Source organism: Metallosphaera javensis (ex Sakai et al. 2022), assembly GCA_021654415.1.
Classification (GTDB): Archaea; Thermoproteota; Thermoprotei_A; order Sulfolobales; family Sulfolobaceae; genus Metallosphaera; species Metallosphaera javensis.
The window spans coordinates 717,754-733,689 of record AP024487.1 but is presented as its reverse complement, the minus strand read 5'-3'; the positions used below and the strand labels follow the sequence as shown (position 1 = coordinate 733,689).

General features: G+C 46.9%; 19 protein-coding genes. 14 read left to right on the top strand and 5 right to left on the bottom strand.

Translation table 11 applies throughout. From position 1 onward, the window contains the following. Positions 1-222 precede the first annotated feature (222 nt). From cutB to QVC96_RS04430, 8 genes are all read left to right on the top strand, one after another. Entirely contained in the window at positions 223-1,065 is an 843-nt protein-coding gene (gene cutB, locus QVC96_RS04465) for a glyceraldehyde dehydrogenase subunit beta (protein ID WP_287690013.1), read from the top strand. Continuing rightward, the gene (gene cutC, locus QVC96_RS04460) at positions 1,055-1,543 is read left to right on the top strand and encodes a glyceraldehyde dehydrogenase subunit gamma (RefSeq protein ID WP_287690012.1); all 489 of its coding nucleotides are present in this window, start codon (positions 1,055-1,057) and stop codon (positions 1,541-1,543) included. The genes cutB and cutC overlap by 11 nt, the downstream gene beginning before the upstream one ends. Beyond that, complete coding sequence (gene cutA / locus QVC96_RS04455) at positions 1,540-3,771, top strand: glyceraldehyde dehydrogenase subunit alpha (RefSeq protein ID WP_287690011.1); 2,232 nt, start codon at positions 1,540-1,542, stop codon at positions 3,769-3,771. Before cutC ends, cutA begins: the two co-directional genes overlap by 4 nt. Positions 3,772-4,013: 242 nt before the next feature. Further along, positions 4,014-4,217 (top strand): hypothetical protein, encoded by a 204-nt coding sequence (locus QVC96_RS04450; RefSeq protein ID WP_238026139.1) that lies wholly within the window; start codon positions 4,014-4,016, stop codon positions 4,215-4,217. Between the two features lie 88 nt (positions 4,218-4,305). Further along, complete coding sequence (locus QVC96_RS04445; protein WP_238026138.1) at positions 4,306-4,737, top strand: rubrerythrin family protein; 432 nt, start codon at positions 4,306-4,308, stop codon at positions 4,735-4,737. Position 4,738: 1 nt separating this feature from the next. After that, positions 4,739-5,938: a heterodisulfide reductase-related iron-sulfur binding cluster gene (locus tag QVC96_RS04440; RefSeq protein ID WP_238026137.1), complete on the top strand. Its 1,200-nt coding sequence runs from the start codon at positions 4,739-4,741 to the stop codon at positions 5,936-5,938. Positions 5,939-5,972: 34 nt separating this feature from the next. Next, positions 5,973-6,479, top strand: coding sequence for a DUF3501 family protein (locus QVC96_RS04435; RefSeq protein ID WP_238026136.1), 507 nt, complete (start codon positions 5,973-5,975; stop codon positions 6,477-6,479). A gap of 246 nt (positions 6,480-6,725) precedes the next feature. Then, the gene (locus tag QVC96_RS04430) at positions 6,726-7,610 is read left to right on the top strand and encodes a hypothetical protein (protein ID WP_287690010.1); all 885 of its coding nucleotides are present in this window, start codon (positions 6,726-6,728) and stop codon (positions 7,608-7,610) included. Here QVC96_RS04430 and QVC96_RS04425 read toward each other — a convergent pair. Genes QVC96_RS04425 through soxA form a run of 4 tightly spaced genes read right to left on the bottom strand, consistent with a single transcriptional unit; the run spans position 7,591 to position 11,957 of the window. Next, positions 7,591-8,097, bottom strand: a complete 507-nt coding sequence (locus tag QVC96_RS04425; RefSeq protein ID WP_287690009.1) for a DUF1404 domain-containing protein — start codon at positions 8,095-8,097, stop codon at positions 7,591-7,593. The two genes, QVC96_RS04430 and QVC96_RS04425, sit on opposite strands and share 20 nt — an antisense overlap. Positions 8,098-8,147: 50 nt before the next feature. Next, positions 8,148-9,836 (bottom strand): proton pump complex cytochrome B SoxC, encoded by a 1,689-nt coding sequence (gene soxC / locus QVC96_RS04420; protein ID WP_238026133.1) that lies wholly within the window; start codon positions 9,834-9,836, stop codon positions 8,148-8,150. Further along, positions 9,837-11,429 carry a proton pump complex quinol oxidase subunit SoxB gene (gene soxB, locus QVC96_RS04415; protein ID WP_238026181.1) on the bottom strand — a complete coding sequence of 531 codons (1,593 nt, stop codon included), beginning with the start codon at positions 11,427-11,429 and terminating at the stop codon, positions 9,837-9,839. A 51-nt stretch (positions 11,430-11,480) separates the two neighbouring features. Continuing rightward, the gene (gene soxA, locus QVC96_RS04410; protein ID WP_238026180.1) at positions 11,481-11,957 is read right to left on the bottom strand and encodes a proton pump complex quinol oxidase subunit SoxA; all 477 of its coding nucleotides are present in this window, start codon (positions 11,955-11,957) and stop codon (positions 11,481-11,483) included. A gap of 334 nt (positions 11,958-12,291) precedes the next feature. On the opposite strand from soxA, the gene QVC96_RS04405 reads away from it, so the two are divergent. The 6 genes from QVC96_RS04405 to QVC96_RS04380 all read left to right on the top strand — a co-directional run bounded on the left by QVC96_RS04405 (position 12,292) and on the right by QVC96_RS04380 (position 15,372). Next, entirely contained in the window at positions 12,292-13,266 is a 975-nt protein-coding gene (locus QVC96_RS04405; protein WP_238026179.1) for a Rieske 2Fe-2S domain-containing protein, read from the top strand. A 123-nt stretch (positions 13,267-13,389) separates the two neighbouring features. Next, positions 13,390-13,575 (top strand): hypothetical protein, encoded by a 186-nt coding sequence (locus tag QVC96_RS04400; protein WP_287690008.1) that lies wholly within the window; start codon positions 13,390-13,392, stop codon positions 13,573-13,575. Positions 13,576-13,652: 77 nt separating this feature from the next. Continuing rightward, a complete protein-coding gene (locus QVC96_RS04395; RefSeq protein ID WP_287690415.1) occupies positions 13,653-14,066 on the top strand; it encodes a hypothetical protein in 414 nt (137 codons plus the stop codon). A 43-nt stretch (positions 14,067-14,109) separates the two neighbouring features. Further along, on the top strand, positions 14,110-14,511 hold the full coding sequence (locus QVC96_RS04390) for a hypothetical protein (RefSeq protein ID WP_238026131.1): 402 nt from the start codon (positions 14,110-14,112) through the stop codon (positions 14,509-14,511). A gap of 106 nt (positions 14,512-14,617) precedes the next feature. Then, the gene (locus QVC96_RS04385; RefSeq protein ID WP_238026177.1) at positions 14,618-14,920 is read left to right on the top strand and encodes a hypothetical protein; all 303 of its coding nucleotides are present in this window, start codon (positions 14,618-14,620) and stop codon (positions 14,918-14,920) included. Beyond that, positions 14,917-15,372: a hypothetical protein gene (locus QVC96_RS04380; RefSeq protein WP_238026130.1), complete on the top strand. Its 456-nt coding sequence runs from the start codon at positions 14,917-14,919 to the stop codon at positions 15,370-15,372. Before QVC96_RS04385 ends, QVC96_RS04380 begins: the two co-directional genes overlap by 4 nt. A 1-nt stretch (position 15,373) precedes the next feature. Here QVC96_RS04380 and QVC96_RS04375 read toward each other — a convergent pair whose 3' ends face one another. Further along, positions 15,374-15,928, bottom strand: a complete 555-nt coding sequence (locus tag QVC96_RS04375) for a hypothetical protein (protein ID WP_238026129.1) — start codon at positions 15,926-15,928, stop codon at positions 15,374-15,376. Between the last annotated feature and the right edge of the window lie 8 nt (positions 15,929-15,936).

Genomic DNA, 15,936 nt, shown 5'->3' with positions numbered 1-15,936 from the left:
GTGGGTTATGCCAATCTTGGTTAAATCTATTGCCTGAAAGGAGGGAAAAATAAGAATAAATAAAAATATTTCTTATCATACAAATATCATTTAAACCTTTCTGATTAATCCCACGTAAATATCCTTCAACCATTGGAGGGATCGAAAATATTTAGCTTATATAGTAACTATGGTTAAGTAGGAATGTAACTCTTTATTAATGAACAGTTGAATAATGTAAAGATGTATCCTGCACAAGTTGGGTATTACAGGCCAGACTCCGTTGAGGAGGCCCTGGATTTTCTGGATAGCAATGAAGGTAAGGTTCTGGCAGGGGGACAGAGCCTCATACCCATGCTGAAGCTCAGGATCCTGAAGCCAAAGTACCTGGTGGATATTGGTGATCTCAAGGAACTATCCTTCATACGTGAGGGGGAAGTGGCGTCCATAGGCGCTACCACGAGGCACAGCGAGCTAGCCTCCAGAAAAGTTCCTGGTCTGGAAATAGTTCAGGAAACTGCATCTAAGGTTGGGGATATTCAGGTGAGGAATATGGGCACCGTAGGTGGAAGCTTGGGTAATGCAGATCCATCAGCGGATTATCCGGCACTTTTCACAGCACTGGACGCAACGATGGTTATCAGGTCAAAGAAGGGCACCAGGGAAGTGAAGGCTGGAGATTTCTTCAAGGGAGCTTTCACCACTGCACTGGAGCCCTCCGATATTCTGGAGCAGATTAAGGTTCCCACTTACAAGGGATATAGACAGGCCTACAGAAAGGTCGTTAGGAGAGCGGGTGACTTCGCGCTAGTTGGATTGGCCCTCCTCCTGAAAATGGAAGCTGGGGAGGTAAAGGACGTGAGGATCTCATTCACAGGGGTTGGGGAAAGGCCCCACAGACCCCTTGAGGCAGAGAACGCCCTTAAAGACACGAAGCTTACGGACGGTGATGTCTCCAGGGCCATGGAACTGGCAGTTAAGGGAGTCAATCCACCTTCAGACTCCAGGGGGTCCTCCTCCTATAGAAGGGAGGTTATGAAGAGGTTATTGAAAAACACTTTGGAGGAGATGAGAGGTGCAAGTTGAACCTGGACAGAGGGTCCGGATAAGGGTTAAGGTGAATGGGGTATATTACGAGGATGAAGTTGAACCAAGGAAATTGCTAGTGGACTTTCTCAGGGAGAATCTTAACCTTACAGGCACCAAGATAGGTTGCGATACCTCAACCTGTGGTGCCTGCACGGTTCTCCTCAACGGTAAATCCGTGAAGTCCTGCACTGTACTGGCAGTTCAGGCAGATGGCAAGGAGATCACCACCATTGAGGGACTATCCAGCGACTCCAAACTGAGCCCAGTTCAACAGGCATTCAAGGACAACTTTGCCCTGCAGTGCGGATTCTGTACCGCTGGAATGATAGTTCAGGCCCATTACATCCTTTCAGAAAAGAGGGAGATGACTGAGGAGGAGGTGAGGGATATGATACACGGGAACATCTGCAGATGTACAGGGTATCAGAACATAGTGAACGCAATACTTGACGCCTCCAGGAGGATGAGAGCATGAGTTACGCAGGTAAGTCCGTGAAGAGGTTATACGACGATAAGTTCGTCACCGGGAGGAGCACATACGTAGATGACATCAAGGTCAATTCACTGTATGCGACGTTTGTGAGAAGCAATGTAGCCCACGGTGTAATAAAGAGAATGCACAAGGAAGACGCCCTGAAAATGAGGGGAGTGGTTGCGGTATTCACGGGAGAGGAACTCAATCAGCTCATTAAGGGAGGGATAGGTCCATGGACCACCTACATTGATCCAAGACCCTGGAAGATCCCGCTGTGGAGGTTTGCCCAAGGCGAGACCAAGTATAACGGAGAACCAGTTGCCATGGTTGTTGCACAGGACAAGTATACCGCCAGGGACGCCGCTGAAACAGTTAATGTGGACATAGAACCTCTTGAGGCAGTAATAGACATGGAGGAGGCAAAGAAGGACAAAGTTCTGGTCCACAAGGAACTGGGAACCAACCTGGGATATGTGGGAGACTTCAATGCGGGGGACGCTGAGAAGGCGCTCTCCAATGCCGATAGAAGGGTTGAGGTGGAGATAGCCAACAACCGTCTCATCCCATCTCCCATGGAGCCCAGGGGTATAGTGTCACAGTACGATGGAGCCAATCTCACCATATGGTACTCCACACAGATTCCGCACTTCGCCAGGGCAGAGTTCAGCAGGATCTTCAACATACCCGAAAGCAGAATAAGAGTGATAATGCCGGATGTGGGTGGAGGTTTTGGAAGTAAGGCCCATATCCTACCGGAAGAGCTTGCAGTAATAGCTGCCTCCATAAGGTTAGGGAAGACTGTGAGATGGACAGCTACCAGGACGGAGGAGATGATTGCGACCAATTCCAGGCACAACGTGTTCAGGGGAGAAATAGGATTCAAGAATGATGGTACGCTGGTTGCAATTAAGGGAACTCTGGATGTGGAGCTCGGTGCCTATCTCACCTACACGGAGGGATTACAGCCCACTATCATTCCACCAATGATCCCTGGTCCCTACAGGGTTAGGGACTTGGCCATAAGGAGCAGGGCAATATACACTAACACCATCCCCATTACCATGTACAGGGGTGCCAGCAGACCCGAGGCAACGTTCATCATCGAGAGGATAATGAGCACGGTGGCAGACGAACTGAAGATGGACGACGTTGAGGTTAGAATGAGGAACCTTGTCAGGGAGGATCAAATGCCCTATACCAATCCCTTCGGTCTCAAGTACGATACTGGAGATTACCCCACCCTTCTCAAGGAGGGTGTGAAAGTCCTGGAGTATAACAAGCTGAAGGAGTGGGCGGAAAGCGAGAGGAAGAAGGGTAAAAAGGTTGGAGTTGGACTCGCCTATTACCTGGAGATATGCGGTTTCGGACCCTATGAGTACTCCGAGACAAGGGTGAATGAGGACGGTAGCGTCATTGTGGCCATAGGAGGTACGCCCCACGGACAAGGGACTGAGACCGCAATAGCCCAACTGGTGGCTGACGAGCTTCAGATACCCATAGAGAGGATTAAGGTTACCTGGGGAGATAGTGAGGCAATTCCTGCAGGGACAGGCACTTACGGTTCCAGAACCCTGGCAATAGCTGGAAGCGCTGCCATGGCCTCAAGCAGGCAGGCCCTAGAGAAGATGAAGCGTGTTGCAGCCAGGTCCATGAAGGCCGACGTGGAGGAAATAGAGTATAGAAATGGAGAGTTCGTACACAAGAAGGAGGGGAAGAAGATGAGCTGGGACGCTGTAGCTAGAGAGGCATACTCAGGAAAGGAACCCGGGGTTTCAGCGAGCGTTACGCTTGAGGGCGACGTTACCTTCCCGTATGGAGTACACGTGGCAGTAGTTGAGGTTGACGACTACGGTATCGCCAGAGTGAAGGAGTATAGGGCCTATGACGATATTGGTAGGGTTATAAACCCCGCACTGGCTGAAGGTCAGGTACATGGAGGTGGCACTCAGGCTGTGGGACAGGCGCTCTATGAACTCGCAATAATTAACGAGAATGGTCAGCTTGCGGTAACTTACGCGGATTACTTCGTTCCCACCGCGGTGGAGGCACCGAGGTTCAAGAGCTACTTCGCAGAAAAGTACCACCCCTCGGCTTATCTGACCAAGAGCAAGGGAGTTGGGGAGGCGTCACTAATCGTGGGACCTGCGGCCATAGTTAGGGCAATTGAGGACGCCACTGGGAAGAGGTTCAATAAAACGCCCGTGACCCCAGAAGATATCTTGAAGTGATGACTTTTTCCTTTTTTCTCCTTCACGAAGCTCAACCATATTCTTGTGCTATAATCCTTGGCCCCCTTCTCGTTCTACTAGCCCAGACCTCATTCTGGCACAATCTTGGAGTATCAAATGTAGATGCACATAAATAGATACTTTAGTAGTCTTTTTCTCATGATTGTATTTCGTTTTGTTATGTTTATCTCAAATATAGCAAAACTTATAAGATCAAACATTCTATAATAACTTGTGATAAGATGAAGCTCAAGGAAATCTGTTCCTGCTCCGCACTGGCGGTAGTTGGAGTTCTGGTCATGGTATTCGGCCTGTTGGGGAAAATCGCCTACTTTAACGAGTCTCCAGACGCACCCCTGTACATAGGCATTCTCCTGTTAACCATTGCTTCCTTCGTAGGACTCTCCATGAAGTCGCCCGATAATAGGGAAGAACCTTGGCCTTAAACGGGGTAAATTAGAGTTATTCTTAAATGCAATGAACAATGGAGTCGAAACTTTTTTATAATGCCATTATCACTATATTTTAGAGACTATGAAGAGCTTAAAGGGAACCAAAACGGAGGAAAATTTCAAGCATGGCTTCATGGGCGAGGCCATGGCAAACAGAAGATATCTCTATTTCGCGAAGAGGGCAGACGAGGAAGGATATCCGGAGCTCGCGGGATTGCTAAGGAGTATAGCTGAAGGAGAGACAGCCCACGCCTTTGGTCACCTTGACTTCATAAGACAGGGTGGCTCTGTGGACCCCGCCACGGACAAGCCCATAGGCACAATAGAGCAGATGCTGGAGTCGGCCATAGCTGGAGAGACCTACGAATGGACCCAGATGTATCCAGGTTTCGCCAAGACAGCAAGGGAAGAGGGATTTGATGAAGCTGCAGAGTGGTTCGAGACCCTAGCAAGGGCTGAGAAGAGCCACGCTGAAAAGTTCACAAATGCCCTCAAAATGCTGAAAGGGAGCTGAATTGTATACTCTAAATAAAGATAATCCAGCTTTTTTTGATTCCGCTAAGTTACAGTCCGAGTTCGTGAGACAGGCAACTGTGTGTCACGGTTGTAGATTATGCTTCAATTACTGTCCCGCCTTCCCGAAGATGTTTCAGTACACGGATAAGAAGGGGCCATCCAAGCTCACGTTAGAGGACTTGTTTGATGTGGCGTCGGATTGTTTCCACTGCAACATGTGTTACGTCAACTGTCCCTACACACCCCCACACGAGTTTAACATGGACTTTCCACACCTCATGGCGTGGGCCTGGCTCTATCACAAGAGTAAGACCGGATTGAGTATGCGGGACAGGTTATTTGAGATGCTCGACACTGCCACCCTGGTGAGACCCATTGCCAAGAAATTCCTTGAAGGCGGGAAGGAGTTAATGGGGATAAGCCCTGACGCTCCATCTCTGAGGCTGGCAGATAGGAGCTTCCTCAAATCTGTTAAACCCAAGAAGGTTGAGAAACCTGTGGCCAAGGTTGTCCTTTTCCACACCTGTCTGGTAGAGAATTTCTACCCCGAGATAGGTGAGGACGTGGTAGAGGTCCTCAACGCGCTAAACATTGAGGTAGTCACGGATAACTTTGCCTGCTGTGGTGCCCCCATGCTTGACGTGGGAGATGCAACCCAACTGAAGAAGAACGCTGAGAGAAACTTCAAGATGCTGAAGGAGTACGTGGATAAGGGTTACGATGTGGTTTCCCCTATACCCACCTGTACCCTTATGCTTACCAAGGAATACAAGTACATACTGGATAGGGAACCAATCAAGGTTTACGACGTCATGGAATACCTCATGAAGCTGAAGAAGGAAGGTAAGGTTAACTGGAACGGAGAGATTCCCAAAAGCGTGTTCTACCACACTCCCTGTCACCTCAAATACCTCAAGGTAGGAATTCCGGGGGTTCAGGCCATGAGAACGCTAAAACTTAACGTGGAGATGTCCAACATGGGTTGCTCTGGGATAGACGGTGGATGGGGATTAAGGAACTACAGTAAGGCCAAGGTTGTGGGGGCGAAGATGATGGACGCTTTCGCCAACAGCAAGGCGGACATTTTCGCTACAGAGTGCCCTCTGGCGGGACTTCAGATAGAGAAGGCTTCGGGAAGGAGGGCTGTTCATCCCATTTCCCTTCTCAAGGAGGTGATCAAAAATAATTCAAGTAAATGAAATTCTTCCCTGGTATGAGTACGAAAAGATAAGGATGGAGAGGGTAAGGAGATCTGCCCAGCTGAAGAAGGGTAGAAGGATAGAGCTAGGAGACAGAATGTCAATCCTCTTCGAGAACAAGGACACTGTACTTCAGCAGGTACAGGAAATGGTATACCTGGACAAGCTGAGCAAACCTGAGGATATCAAGAGGGAAATTGAAATCTACAGTTCTCTGCTCCCTTGCAACGGGAAGATCAAGGCAAGCCTGTACATATACGCTGAGAACGAGGAGGACCTGAGGAAGGTATTCAAGACCCTTCCAAAGATCTACGACAGCATCTTCCTGAAGGTGGGCAACAAGCTCATTAAGGGAGAACCGGAGGCAGGACGGGAACAGGGAGAGGAATTCAGTACGGTGCAATTCCTTACCTTTGACCTAGAGAACTCCAGGGACACCAACATGGAGGTATACGTAATCCATGAGAATTACAGGGTTAATGCCAAGGTAGATGAGGCACTGGCAAGGAAGCTCATAGAGGAAGCCTACTCCGAATGCTGATTTTAAACTCTCTATATCTACAATTAACAATCCATAACTTTTCTTGAGAAATTAAAATCGCACCATTTTTAGCTTATATTCTTCTGGTCAAGTTTAAACATCAGATCTAGAGTGAAGATAAGGCCCATAATGAGTTACGCAGTCGCCACTTACGTTTTTGTTCTACCCTCCTTTCTTGTCAACCTTTTGGGACTCTCTCCTCTGCAATCTTTTTTGATCATTTCTATCCCCTATGGCGGAAGGTTGTTGGGTTCGGTTATATTCTCTAGGTTTGGGCACACCCTAAGCCTAGTGGAATTTTACAAGCTCCTATTTGGCGCTGCTGCATCCCTTTCACTGCTTTCCGCACTCCTGGTGAGTTTCCCCGCTGAAATTACAATAAGACTGATTGTGGGAGTAGTATTCGGTCTGATGTCATCCATGGCGATGTATGAGGCGATGGAGCTTAACGATAGGAAAGTGATTGGCGGAACCTTAGGGGGATGGGCCATAGGATGGACTCTCGCCGGAATAACGTCCATGATGCTGAGGTCCTGGAGCTTAGCCTTAACTACTGGAGCCCTATCCGTTCTACTTTTACCTGTGATATCCAGACATGACATGAAAATCAAGAAGGCTCAGTCTAGAATGCCGTCACCTCTGGGTGTAGTGACCTATCTGCTTTCCTTCGTTCCATCCTTCTCATTATCCCTAGCTCCATACTTCCTTGAGATCAATGGGTACTCGTGGGACATTGTATTGATATCATACGTGCTTGCCATACCCATGTACTTTATCCTACCCGCCCTGAGTCGTAGAGTGAATCCTGGAATCCTAACCGTGATAGTGGCCAGCATAGCCTCAATATCTGGCGTTTTGTTCTTCGACGGCTACATATATCTCCTTATACCGTTCACCATGGCGGGACTTGGCCTGAACTCGGTTACTCCCGTTATCGCGAGAAGATACGGAATCAATTCCATAAACTCCGGAATTGCCATAAACTCTGCAGCCCTAGGAGGAGTTGTCTACCCGGTCATTCCGTCAGTGATGGACTATTCCGACTTCTCCATCATAGTGGGCGCCAGTACGTTTGCGATCTCCTCTCTGGTAATCGATACAAAAAGGAAAGCTACTCAAGTAACTTCTTGAGAGTATAACCTATAACACCAAATAATATCACGTTCATTATTCCGAACATCAAATAGGACACATCCACTAACTGTCCTACAGAATAGGGAGAGAAAGGTACTGCCGGAGGAGAATAGACTGGAAATCCCAGTATCAATAGAACAGCCAAGGTTGTATCTCCGATCATGTAAAGTACGAATAATGAACCCTTCATCACCTTGCCCATTTGCCGAATTGTACCTCCAAGTAGTAACCCTCCGGCCACCATAGTGGAGTAATCAAGAAAGGTCCAGTACAGGTTTATCCCAGACTCCACAAAGAAGTATGGGAGATGGAACATGATGGGAGGTATAACTGCAGGAATTGCGAGTAACTTGTTAAACCTGAAAAGCCCCAATCCTGCTAGAATACCTGCAAAGTAGAGCGAGTAATGGGATAGCATGAGAACTAGAGGATTTCTAGGCAGTGCCTGAAGAGTAAAGGGATTCACGGTTATAACAATGATCACGAGTGAACTTACAACGTAAAAAAGCTTTGACTTTGAGTTTAACAAATGGCTCACCTTACGTACACGATGTAGTGGTAAAGTTGAATTGCCACTCCCCAAAGGAAGAGGAGTATGCCCAGGTCCATTCCAGCGTAAGTTGCCTGCGGACCCACACTGGGGAGTCTCCACATTATTGCCGTCTGAATAGCGGTTACCACGAGTATCGCTGGAAGCGCGAAAATGGCAATGGTCTTCCTGAACTTCACCTCTTCCCAGGTCATTGTACCTGCTGGTTTAGCAACCCTCACTCTCATCCCAGAGGCCATTCTATATATCATGTAGACGGCGAGAGCTCCGAAGGGTATCATGAGCAACATATTTATCATTGCAGGGTGCATTAACCACACTCCGAAACTTCCAGCGAATAGCAGTGACGCAACGGCAGTACCCAGAATCGAGGTTGGTCCAATTTTTGGAACAGTTTCTGGTGCATTAAGAGAAGGTGCCGACTTTGAGCTTTTTTGTCTTCCTGTAGCAAGAATAACAAGCCCTATGATCACCGCAGGGATTCCCAGTATCTCTATCTGCTGGCTGGTTGGGGCGGGAACACCGGGGGCAAGGTAACCCCACACGCTCAACTCAATGAGCGAGACCCACGCTACGGTCATGATCCAGGTCCAGAATTTTCTATTTCTAAGGAACATGTACTCGCTGTTCTCGAAGAACGGCATGAGGATTAGAACCAATAATATTACAACTAGAATCGACAGTGCCTGGGCTGGACTCATGGCCTGCCCGTTGGGTAACTCAAAGTCCACAAACTTATACAGGAACAGGAAGAACCAAGGTGGATATGGTTGAGTGGATAAGGCTGCAGCGGTACCTGGCTCAGGCGCAGGATAGGGATTGATTACAATGGGCAATCCATTAATGTTAGCCAATAGATCAGGTATGAAGAGAATTATACCCCAAGTCATCAATACTATGGACAGCATGTATACCACGTTCCTGGGCCACCACTCGTTAAACTTGGACCACTCCTCCTTTGTGTAATACGCGGGAACCTTGGGCTTCTCCTTAGCAGAAGGGGTCATACCATACCTTTCCGACATCAGGAAGTGAACTCCGAACAGAACGCCAATTAGGAACACCATTATGATATGCCAGCCCAACAATCTATCAAATAGCTGGGACTTCACAAGGGGATTGCTGGCAGTAGCTGCGTCACCCCCTGGCCCAAATAGCCAGTTAGCTATTGTGGAAGCCCCAGGGAAACCAGTTCCTACCAGAAGGCTTTCGCCAATGTTGATAGCATTTACACCTAGCACATCACTTACGAGACTGTAACCGAAGAACGATGCACCCATGGTTAAGGCAAGTAGCAGAACTCCGGTGACCCACTGTAGTTCCCTAGGCTTCTTGTAGGCTCCCTTGTAAAAGTTCCTGAACATGTGAATGTATGCCAAGATAATCATGATGTAGGCTCCGTAAAGGTGACTGAAAAGGAGAACCGAACCGTAAGGCACAGTATTAATTATAGCCTGGGTCTGAGCGTAGGGATTAGCAGGCATGTAGTAAAGGAGAAGGAAAAGCCCTGTTATCACGGTATAGATGAAGGCAGCAGAAACCATTGCTCCAAGCCAGTAGGAGATGTTATACATGTAGTCAGGGGTCTTAAAGAACGGAGCTTCTGTGACTCCTACCCTATCCAGTATTTGATCAATTAGACCTTTCTTTTTCTCTTGTGATGTCTCAGTCATCTATTTCAACCTCCTCAGATCAGATGTTTTCCCATAAACATTGTTATTAAGCTTAAGTTTAAGATTATCAAAAAATTCTCCCTTCATATTTTGCTGAGTGGCCAAGGAGACCGAGGGAGTTGAAGTTCCCGATGAAACGCTCACCGTAGTGGAGGGGGAGTAGGTGAGAAACTCCACCAGCGCTGAACCAATGGCCATGACTATTCCAGCTATACCGATTTCCGCCAGAAGTGAAATGGAAAGATTGTATGGATAGAAGGTGGTGGGGTAGGCTATCACCCTTCTCAGCATTCCCATATAGCCCTCCATGCTCATTAGGTAACCCACTATTACGAAGGGAATTGTCCACACAAGTATGCCAGCGTTAATGAGTCGAGTAGCGGACTTACTGTAATCAAACCCGGGTCTCACAGTTCTCAAAACGTCTAGGAAGACCGCCGTGAATCCCATCAATATTAAGGTCCAGATAACCAGGTGGAAGTGACCAACAACATAGTACGTGTTGTGGACTATGGGATTTATGGGGAACATGGGAAGTGGGACAGCTTGCACTCCTCCTAGGATGAAGCCTATGAGGGCCATTAGTGTTGCCATCCCAACCGGATCCTTGTAGTTGTATCCTTTGCTAGTAAGCACGGTTAAACCTAGATTGAGCACGGTTAAACCTGAACCCGAGGCCAGCACCAACGTGGAGAGGTTTATCCATAGCCTCACGGGGACAGGAATTGGGAAGGTCTGAAGGTGATGAACCCAGATCAACATTGAGCCTATGGCAAGGAGATATATGTTCCACCTAGCCCATTTCTCGCTGAACAGTGGCCTCCCTGAAAACTTCGGCACGAAGTAGTAGAGTGCGCCGAACAGCGGGAAGGGAACGTAATATACTACGGGATGGCCGTAGAACCAGAAGAGCACCAGCCACAATAACGTGTTAATGGGAACTCCCGCAAGTATGTTGAGAGTGTACCACAGCTCGGCAGCAGTCAACGCCGGTAAAGTCAGCGCAATAATCACAGCGAAGGCAACGCCATAGGCTGAGAATATTCCTAGCTTCTGCCCCTTGGGCTTGGTCGCATAGGCATCACTCACCAGGTTCACAGTTGCTATGGTTTGCGCCAGGGAGCTTATGGCCAACGCCAGGTAGGCTATTCCCATCAGTGCCCCATGATAATTGAGGAAGGCGTGGAAATTGGAGTTGTCCTCCACTGCAAGTGGCGGATACATATACCATCCCATGTCTGGTCCTCCCAGTAGGGCGAAAATCAGACCAGCATTGGCAAGCCAGAACATTCCGCTCATTAACTTGGTCCTCCTTATGCTCATCCCATCCTTGTACATGGAGTAAGCTATCACTGAGATGGCAGCAAAGGGAACCAATCCCAGCATCGCTGACCATCCGTGTAGGGTTAGGAAAGCGTAATACGTTACGCCAACCTCTGGACTGTTTGAGGGATAGGTCAGGTAGGTCCTCAGATTCATGGCAGCCATTCCCACAACGGCTAGCCACGCCAAGGAACCAGCGAAATACTGCCATATAACCCCGGAGGTAGTTGATGGGAACAGAACCTTCTTTATATTAGATGTAGAAAAAATACTGAAATAATTGGAAATTATTTTCAAGACATCTTTGACCTGGAAACTCAATCATACCACCTCAAGGGTTCCAGTCATATATGAAAAATCATAACCAGCCAGCTCCGGCTCCCTCCACGTGTAATTTCCTGGCTGGTTGGGTGCCACGAAGTAAACGTAACTTGGTTCGTTAGGCACAGCGTTAACGTTGACTACCCCGTCGGGAAGTCTAATGAAGAAGCCCGTGATGACCTGAGGTGAGTTCAGAATGATCGTGATTGGTTCCCCTGGCTGTGCAACAATCACGTTAGGATGAAACACGTCTGAGAAGGTTCCGTTCTGCATTGCGGTCATATTTACTACCAGTATTCCGTCCACCACTTCAGAGGTTCGGTTAGCTGGAGGTGATTTCTCAAAGGTCAAAACTGCCTGTTGGGCCTGTGCTGGTAAGCCCGAGAACAGCGGTAAACCATACCTTATACTCGTGCTGGACCCGTTAGTTACCTCTATCACTGACCATGAGAAGAAAACAGCAACCATGACTAACATTACGATAAACCAGGCAAGCTCAGCGTGATGAGCTATCTTTTCCTTAAAATCAGCCAATCTTTAACACCCTTTTATCATTCTAAAATGATGGAGAAACCCCCTTTTTAACTTTTCTATTTTAACTTAATTTAAGTTTAACTTGCTTTCCTTTTTATCTTTTAAAAATAGTTTTAACAATAACGTAAATTAACTAAAACTTACCCCAGCGTTATCATGGTTAGTTAAGTATTTTTATTTTGTTTTCATGAGAAAGATCAAGAGAGATAAATTTGATAAGATCTATTATAACAAAATATTTAAACCTTTCACTCAACAAACATTTAATGTGATAGTTATGGGTAGGCATTTCGCGCTGAAGAGAGACGACTTCATTTTCGCGACTAGGTTGATAAGAAAAATGAGGGATCCCAAGACAAGGTTCGACGAGAAAAAGTTCGCTGAGAAGGGAAGAGATTACCTCTATAATTACGCTGAGGAGAAGGTGGGCCCGCTGAACCCCGGGAGGAGGATGTTTCTAAAGGGAATATTAATAGGAATAGGCGCGTTGGCTGTGGCTAGCGCTGTTCCTGTGATCTCTTACCTTAATCAGCCTCCTGTTTACATTAAGAATTTTCCGTGGATAATTATCGTGGATTCTGATGGTAACCCCATTGAGGCATCTAGTTTACCTGTTAATGATCCCTCAATCCTGCTGTTCCAGTATCCCATGGAAGGAGACATAACTTTCCTTATCAATATGGGCGACTCTAACGACAATCCGGTTGCAATCCCCTCCACAACGGTGGTCATCCCTGAGGACGGAAGTACCTATACTTTCCCCGGAGGGGTAGGACCTCACAACTCCATCGTGGCGTATAGCGCCATATGCCAGCACCTGGGATGCCAGCCCCCTGAAATTCATTTCTATCCTCCTAAATATTTCGCCCCTGGCGGAGTTACTCCCAACTTCTTGCCGACTGTGGCCTATCAGGCTGCGCAGAATGCCGGTGCATCATCGGTGATTCACTGCGATTGCCACGGCTCCACATACGATCCATGGAAAGGAGCGGCTGTGCTAACGGGCCCAACACAAAGGCCATTGCCTTACGTGGAACTTTACTGGGATCAGAACACGGACTATCTATACGCTGTTGGAATGAACTTGAAGGCCCCGGTCATCATGGGTCAACCCTCCGATCTGGCCAGCTTTGCTTACCTTTCCTCGTATAACGAGCAGACAGGCTGTCCAAAGATGCTCCTAAGCAAGGGACAGACTCCAACTCAATGCTATTCAAAGCTTAATAACGAGGGAGACACTTTCTCTTCTTAGGTGGGATGAGATGACTAAGCTGGGATTGATGATATTGGCCATGATATTTGGAGGAACTGCGGGTATAGCATTCTTTATAGCATACAACATGATATGGAACACTTCGCCCATCAGGTGAGGTAATTGAATGACAAGACAATAGCTCTGATAACCTCAATTGGTGTAATTTTCTTCCTTATCCTTTCAATCCCATTTAATATTTTCTCAGGGTTCTCACTGGGAAACGGTATCACGATCGAGATCGCCGTCTCAATCTACATCCTGCTCATGTCAGGTATCTTTATTCTTGTTTTCAAAAGATTTAGTTAATTTTTTGTTCTCGATCCTTGCACTTTTGCTATGTAAACTTTATTAGATTAAAGATTTACCTAAATAATGTGAGTGAAATGAGCCTCGAGACTAGGGTATACAAAATAATGGACTTAGTGGCTCGTCATAACTACGTTACCGGGCTTTCAATGCTGGAGATACTGACCCTGATCGGTCTGTATTCTGCAGGAATGGGGATACCTATCTTCAACCTTGGATTGGCAGGGGCAGCAATTACGGCACATATTTACGGAGCCATCACCGTGGCGATTCTCAGTATAATCATCTTGGCTGCGGCAATGAGGACTAACGAGATCAAGTTAAAGGCAATAGCGCTGTTCAACGTTCTGTTCGTTCTGGTTGCCGCTTTCGAAGGACTCTTCTATTTCGGAGGTTTCGTGGATCCCTCTTATGCGCTGGGAATGGCTGTGGGATTCGTTGGCACCCTCTTCACTACTTCGGGACTTCTCTTCTACTGTTTATCTCACTGAAAGATAACATAAAAATTTTTAAAACCTTATTTTCCAATATATCATGATAGTCATGGCTCTGACTGGAGTTGGACCCAAATCAAGGCTAACGACTAATCTGGCCATAGTTGAGACCCTTTTCATGACTGGAGCTTTCATAGCTGGAGTGGCTGCATTACTTTATGATAAGTTTCCTATTGAGGCGAGCTGGCAATCCTTCATTCTTTCAGCCCACATTAGCTTCGCCATGCTCACAGCGTTCTTTGGGCTGGCCCTCTACACTGCAACGGCGAGGGAGAGCAGGAGAGGACTGAGAATTCTGGGATTGCTCAACGCGGTGTTCATTGCAATCGCTGCCGCTGGAGGGCTTCTGTTCTACAGCACAATAGACTACTCGTTCTCGTACGTGATGGCACTAGCCTTCGTAGGCGCCTACATATGCTCCACTGCGTGTATATTCTATTAAGTTAATCCTATTACGATATTATTTTTTAAAAATACAGTTAAAAACTAACATTATGTTAACTAAGAAAGGTTTAAAAGTTAAAAAGCGAATGATATAGTTGATAGAAATGGGATTTGAGATCATACCTGGACTTAGGGCGGTTTACAGGATTGAGGAAGGGGGGATGAGAAAGGTTATGGGAGAGGATATTAATGTGGACTTAAACAAGTTAAGCGCATTCCTCAAGGAGAACTACAGGATAGGGGAAGATGAAGCCAAGAAACTGGATATGGGAGAGCTGTTGGGGTTTGCTATGATCCTTGACAACCTAGGTATAGCGGTCATGGGAAACTACGTGGTCTTTGTTGACGCAGTGAAGACCAACTGGAACAAGGTCCTTGAAGCTTTTCAGGGGGTGATGGCACAATGAAGATCAAGGGATATCTCGGTCACGTTAAGGTTGATGAGAAGTGGAATGTGGTAGAGAAGGTGAATGTTAGCGAGGAGTTGGCTGGCATTCTCAAGTTTAACGTGGAGAAGGGGAACGAGGAAGCTAGAGAGCTCGGGTTCAAGAGGATGAACGGGTTCGCGATGATGGGGAGCAAGAAGAGCCTAGCTTTCATGAAGGGAGAGGCCATCATGGTTGAGACTAGCAAGGCGGACTGGCAGGAGTTGTTCGTCCATTACGTTTACATGAAGGGGTGGCTTGCCCTAGGAATAGCCCTTCTGGTGCTCTCAGTGGTTCTTTACTACATGGGTTTTGCAACTCCCTATTTAGATTACTTCGCTCCTTTGCCTAGGTTGTATCTTCCCACAATTCTACTCTTGATCTCCCTTATTATGATTCCATCCTCGAAAACCAGGTATACATATAGGCTTTAACTCATTCATTTTTATAGATATTTACTATTTTTGTCATTTCTACATACGCGTACATTCCTCCAGCGGTAACGAGTATGGCAAAGGGAATTGCACCAACTATGAGATAAACTGGAATGGATATAGCCAGTATGCCGGAAGCTATCTTCAATCCCCTAGAACCAAAGTCATCGCTGAGCCTTACCATCTCTAGAGAGTATTCGAAGAGGTAACTGAGGACCAGAAGAATACCAATGAATTCTAAAATCGAAAAAACTGATGGGTTAACCCTGATCTCCACCATTACGGAGGAGACAAAACCAAGAACCAGACCTGTCATTAATACCGGATAAAGTCTTACAGAAAGGCTGAACTTTTCACCGAGAGAGGAGAAGGATTTCCTGTTCAACCATCCGAAGAGAAATAACATTATGTACGATATCACGAGGGGTAAAAAGTAGAGAGATGTGTCAACGGTCTCAACGGACATTCCTAGAAAGGTGGCAAACAGTATGAGAGCAAGGGAACCTCTTCTTATTCCGTCATAAAGCGCAATGTTTAACTTTGGTCTCTTAGGCATTACAATTA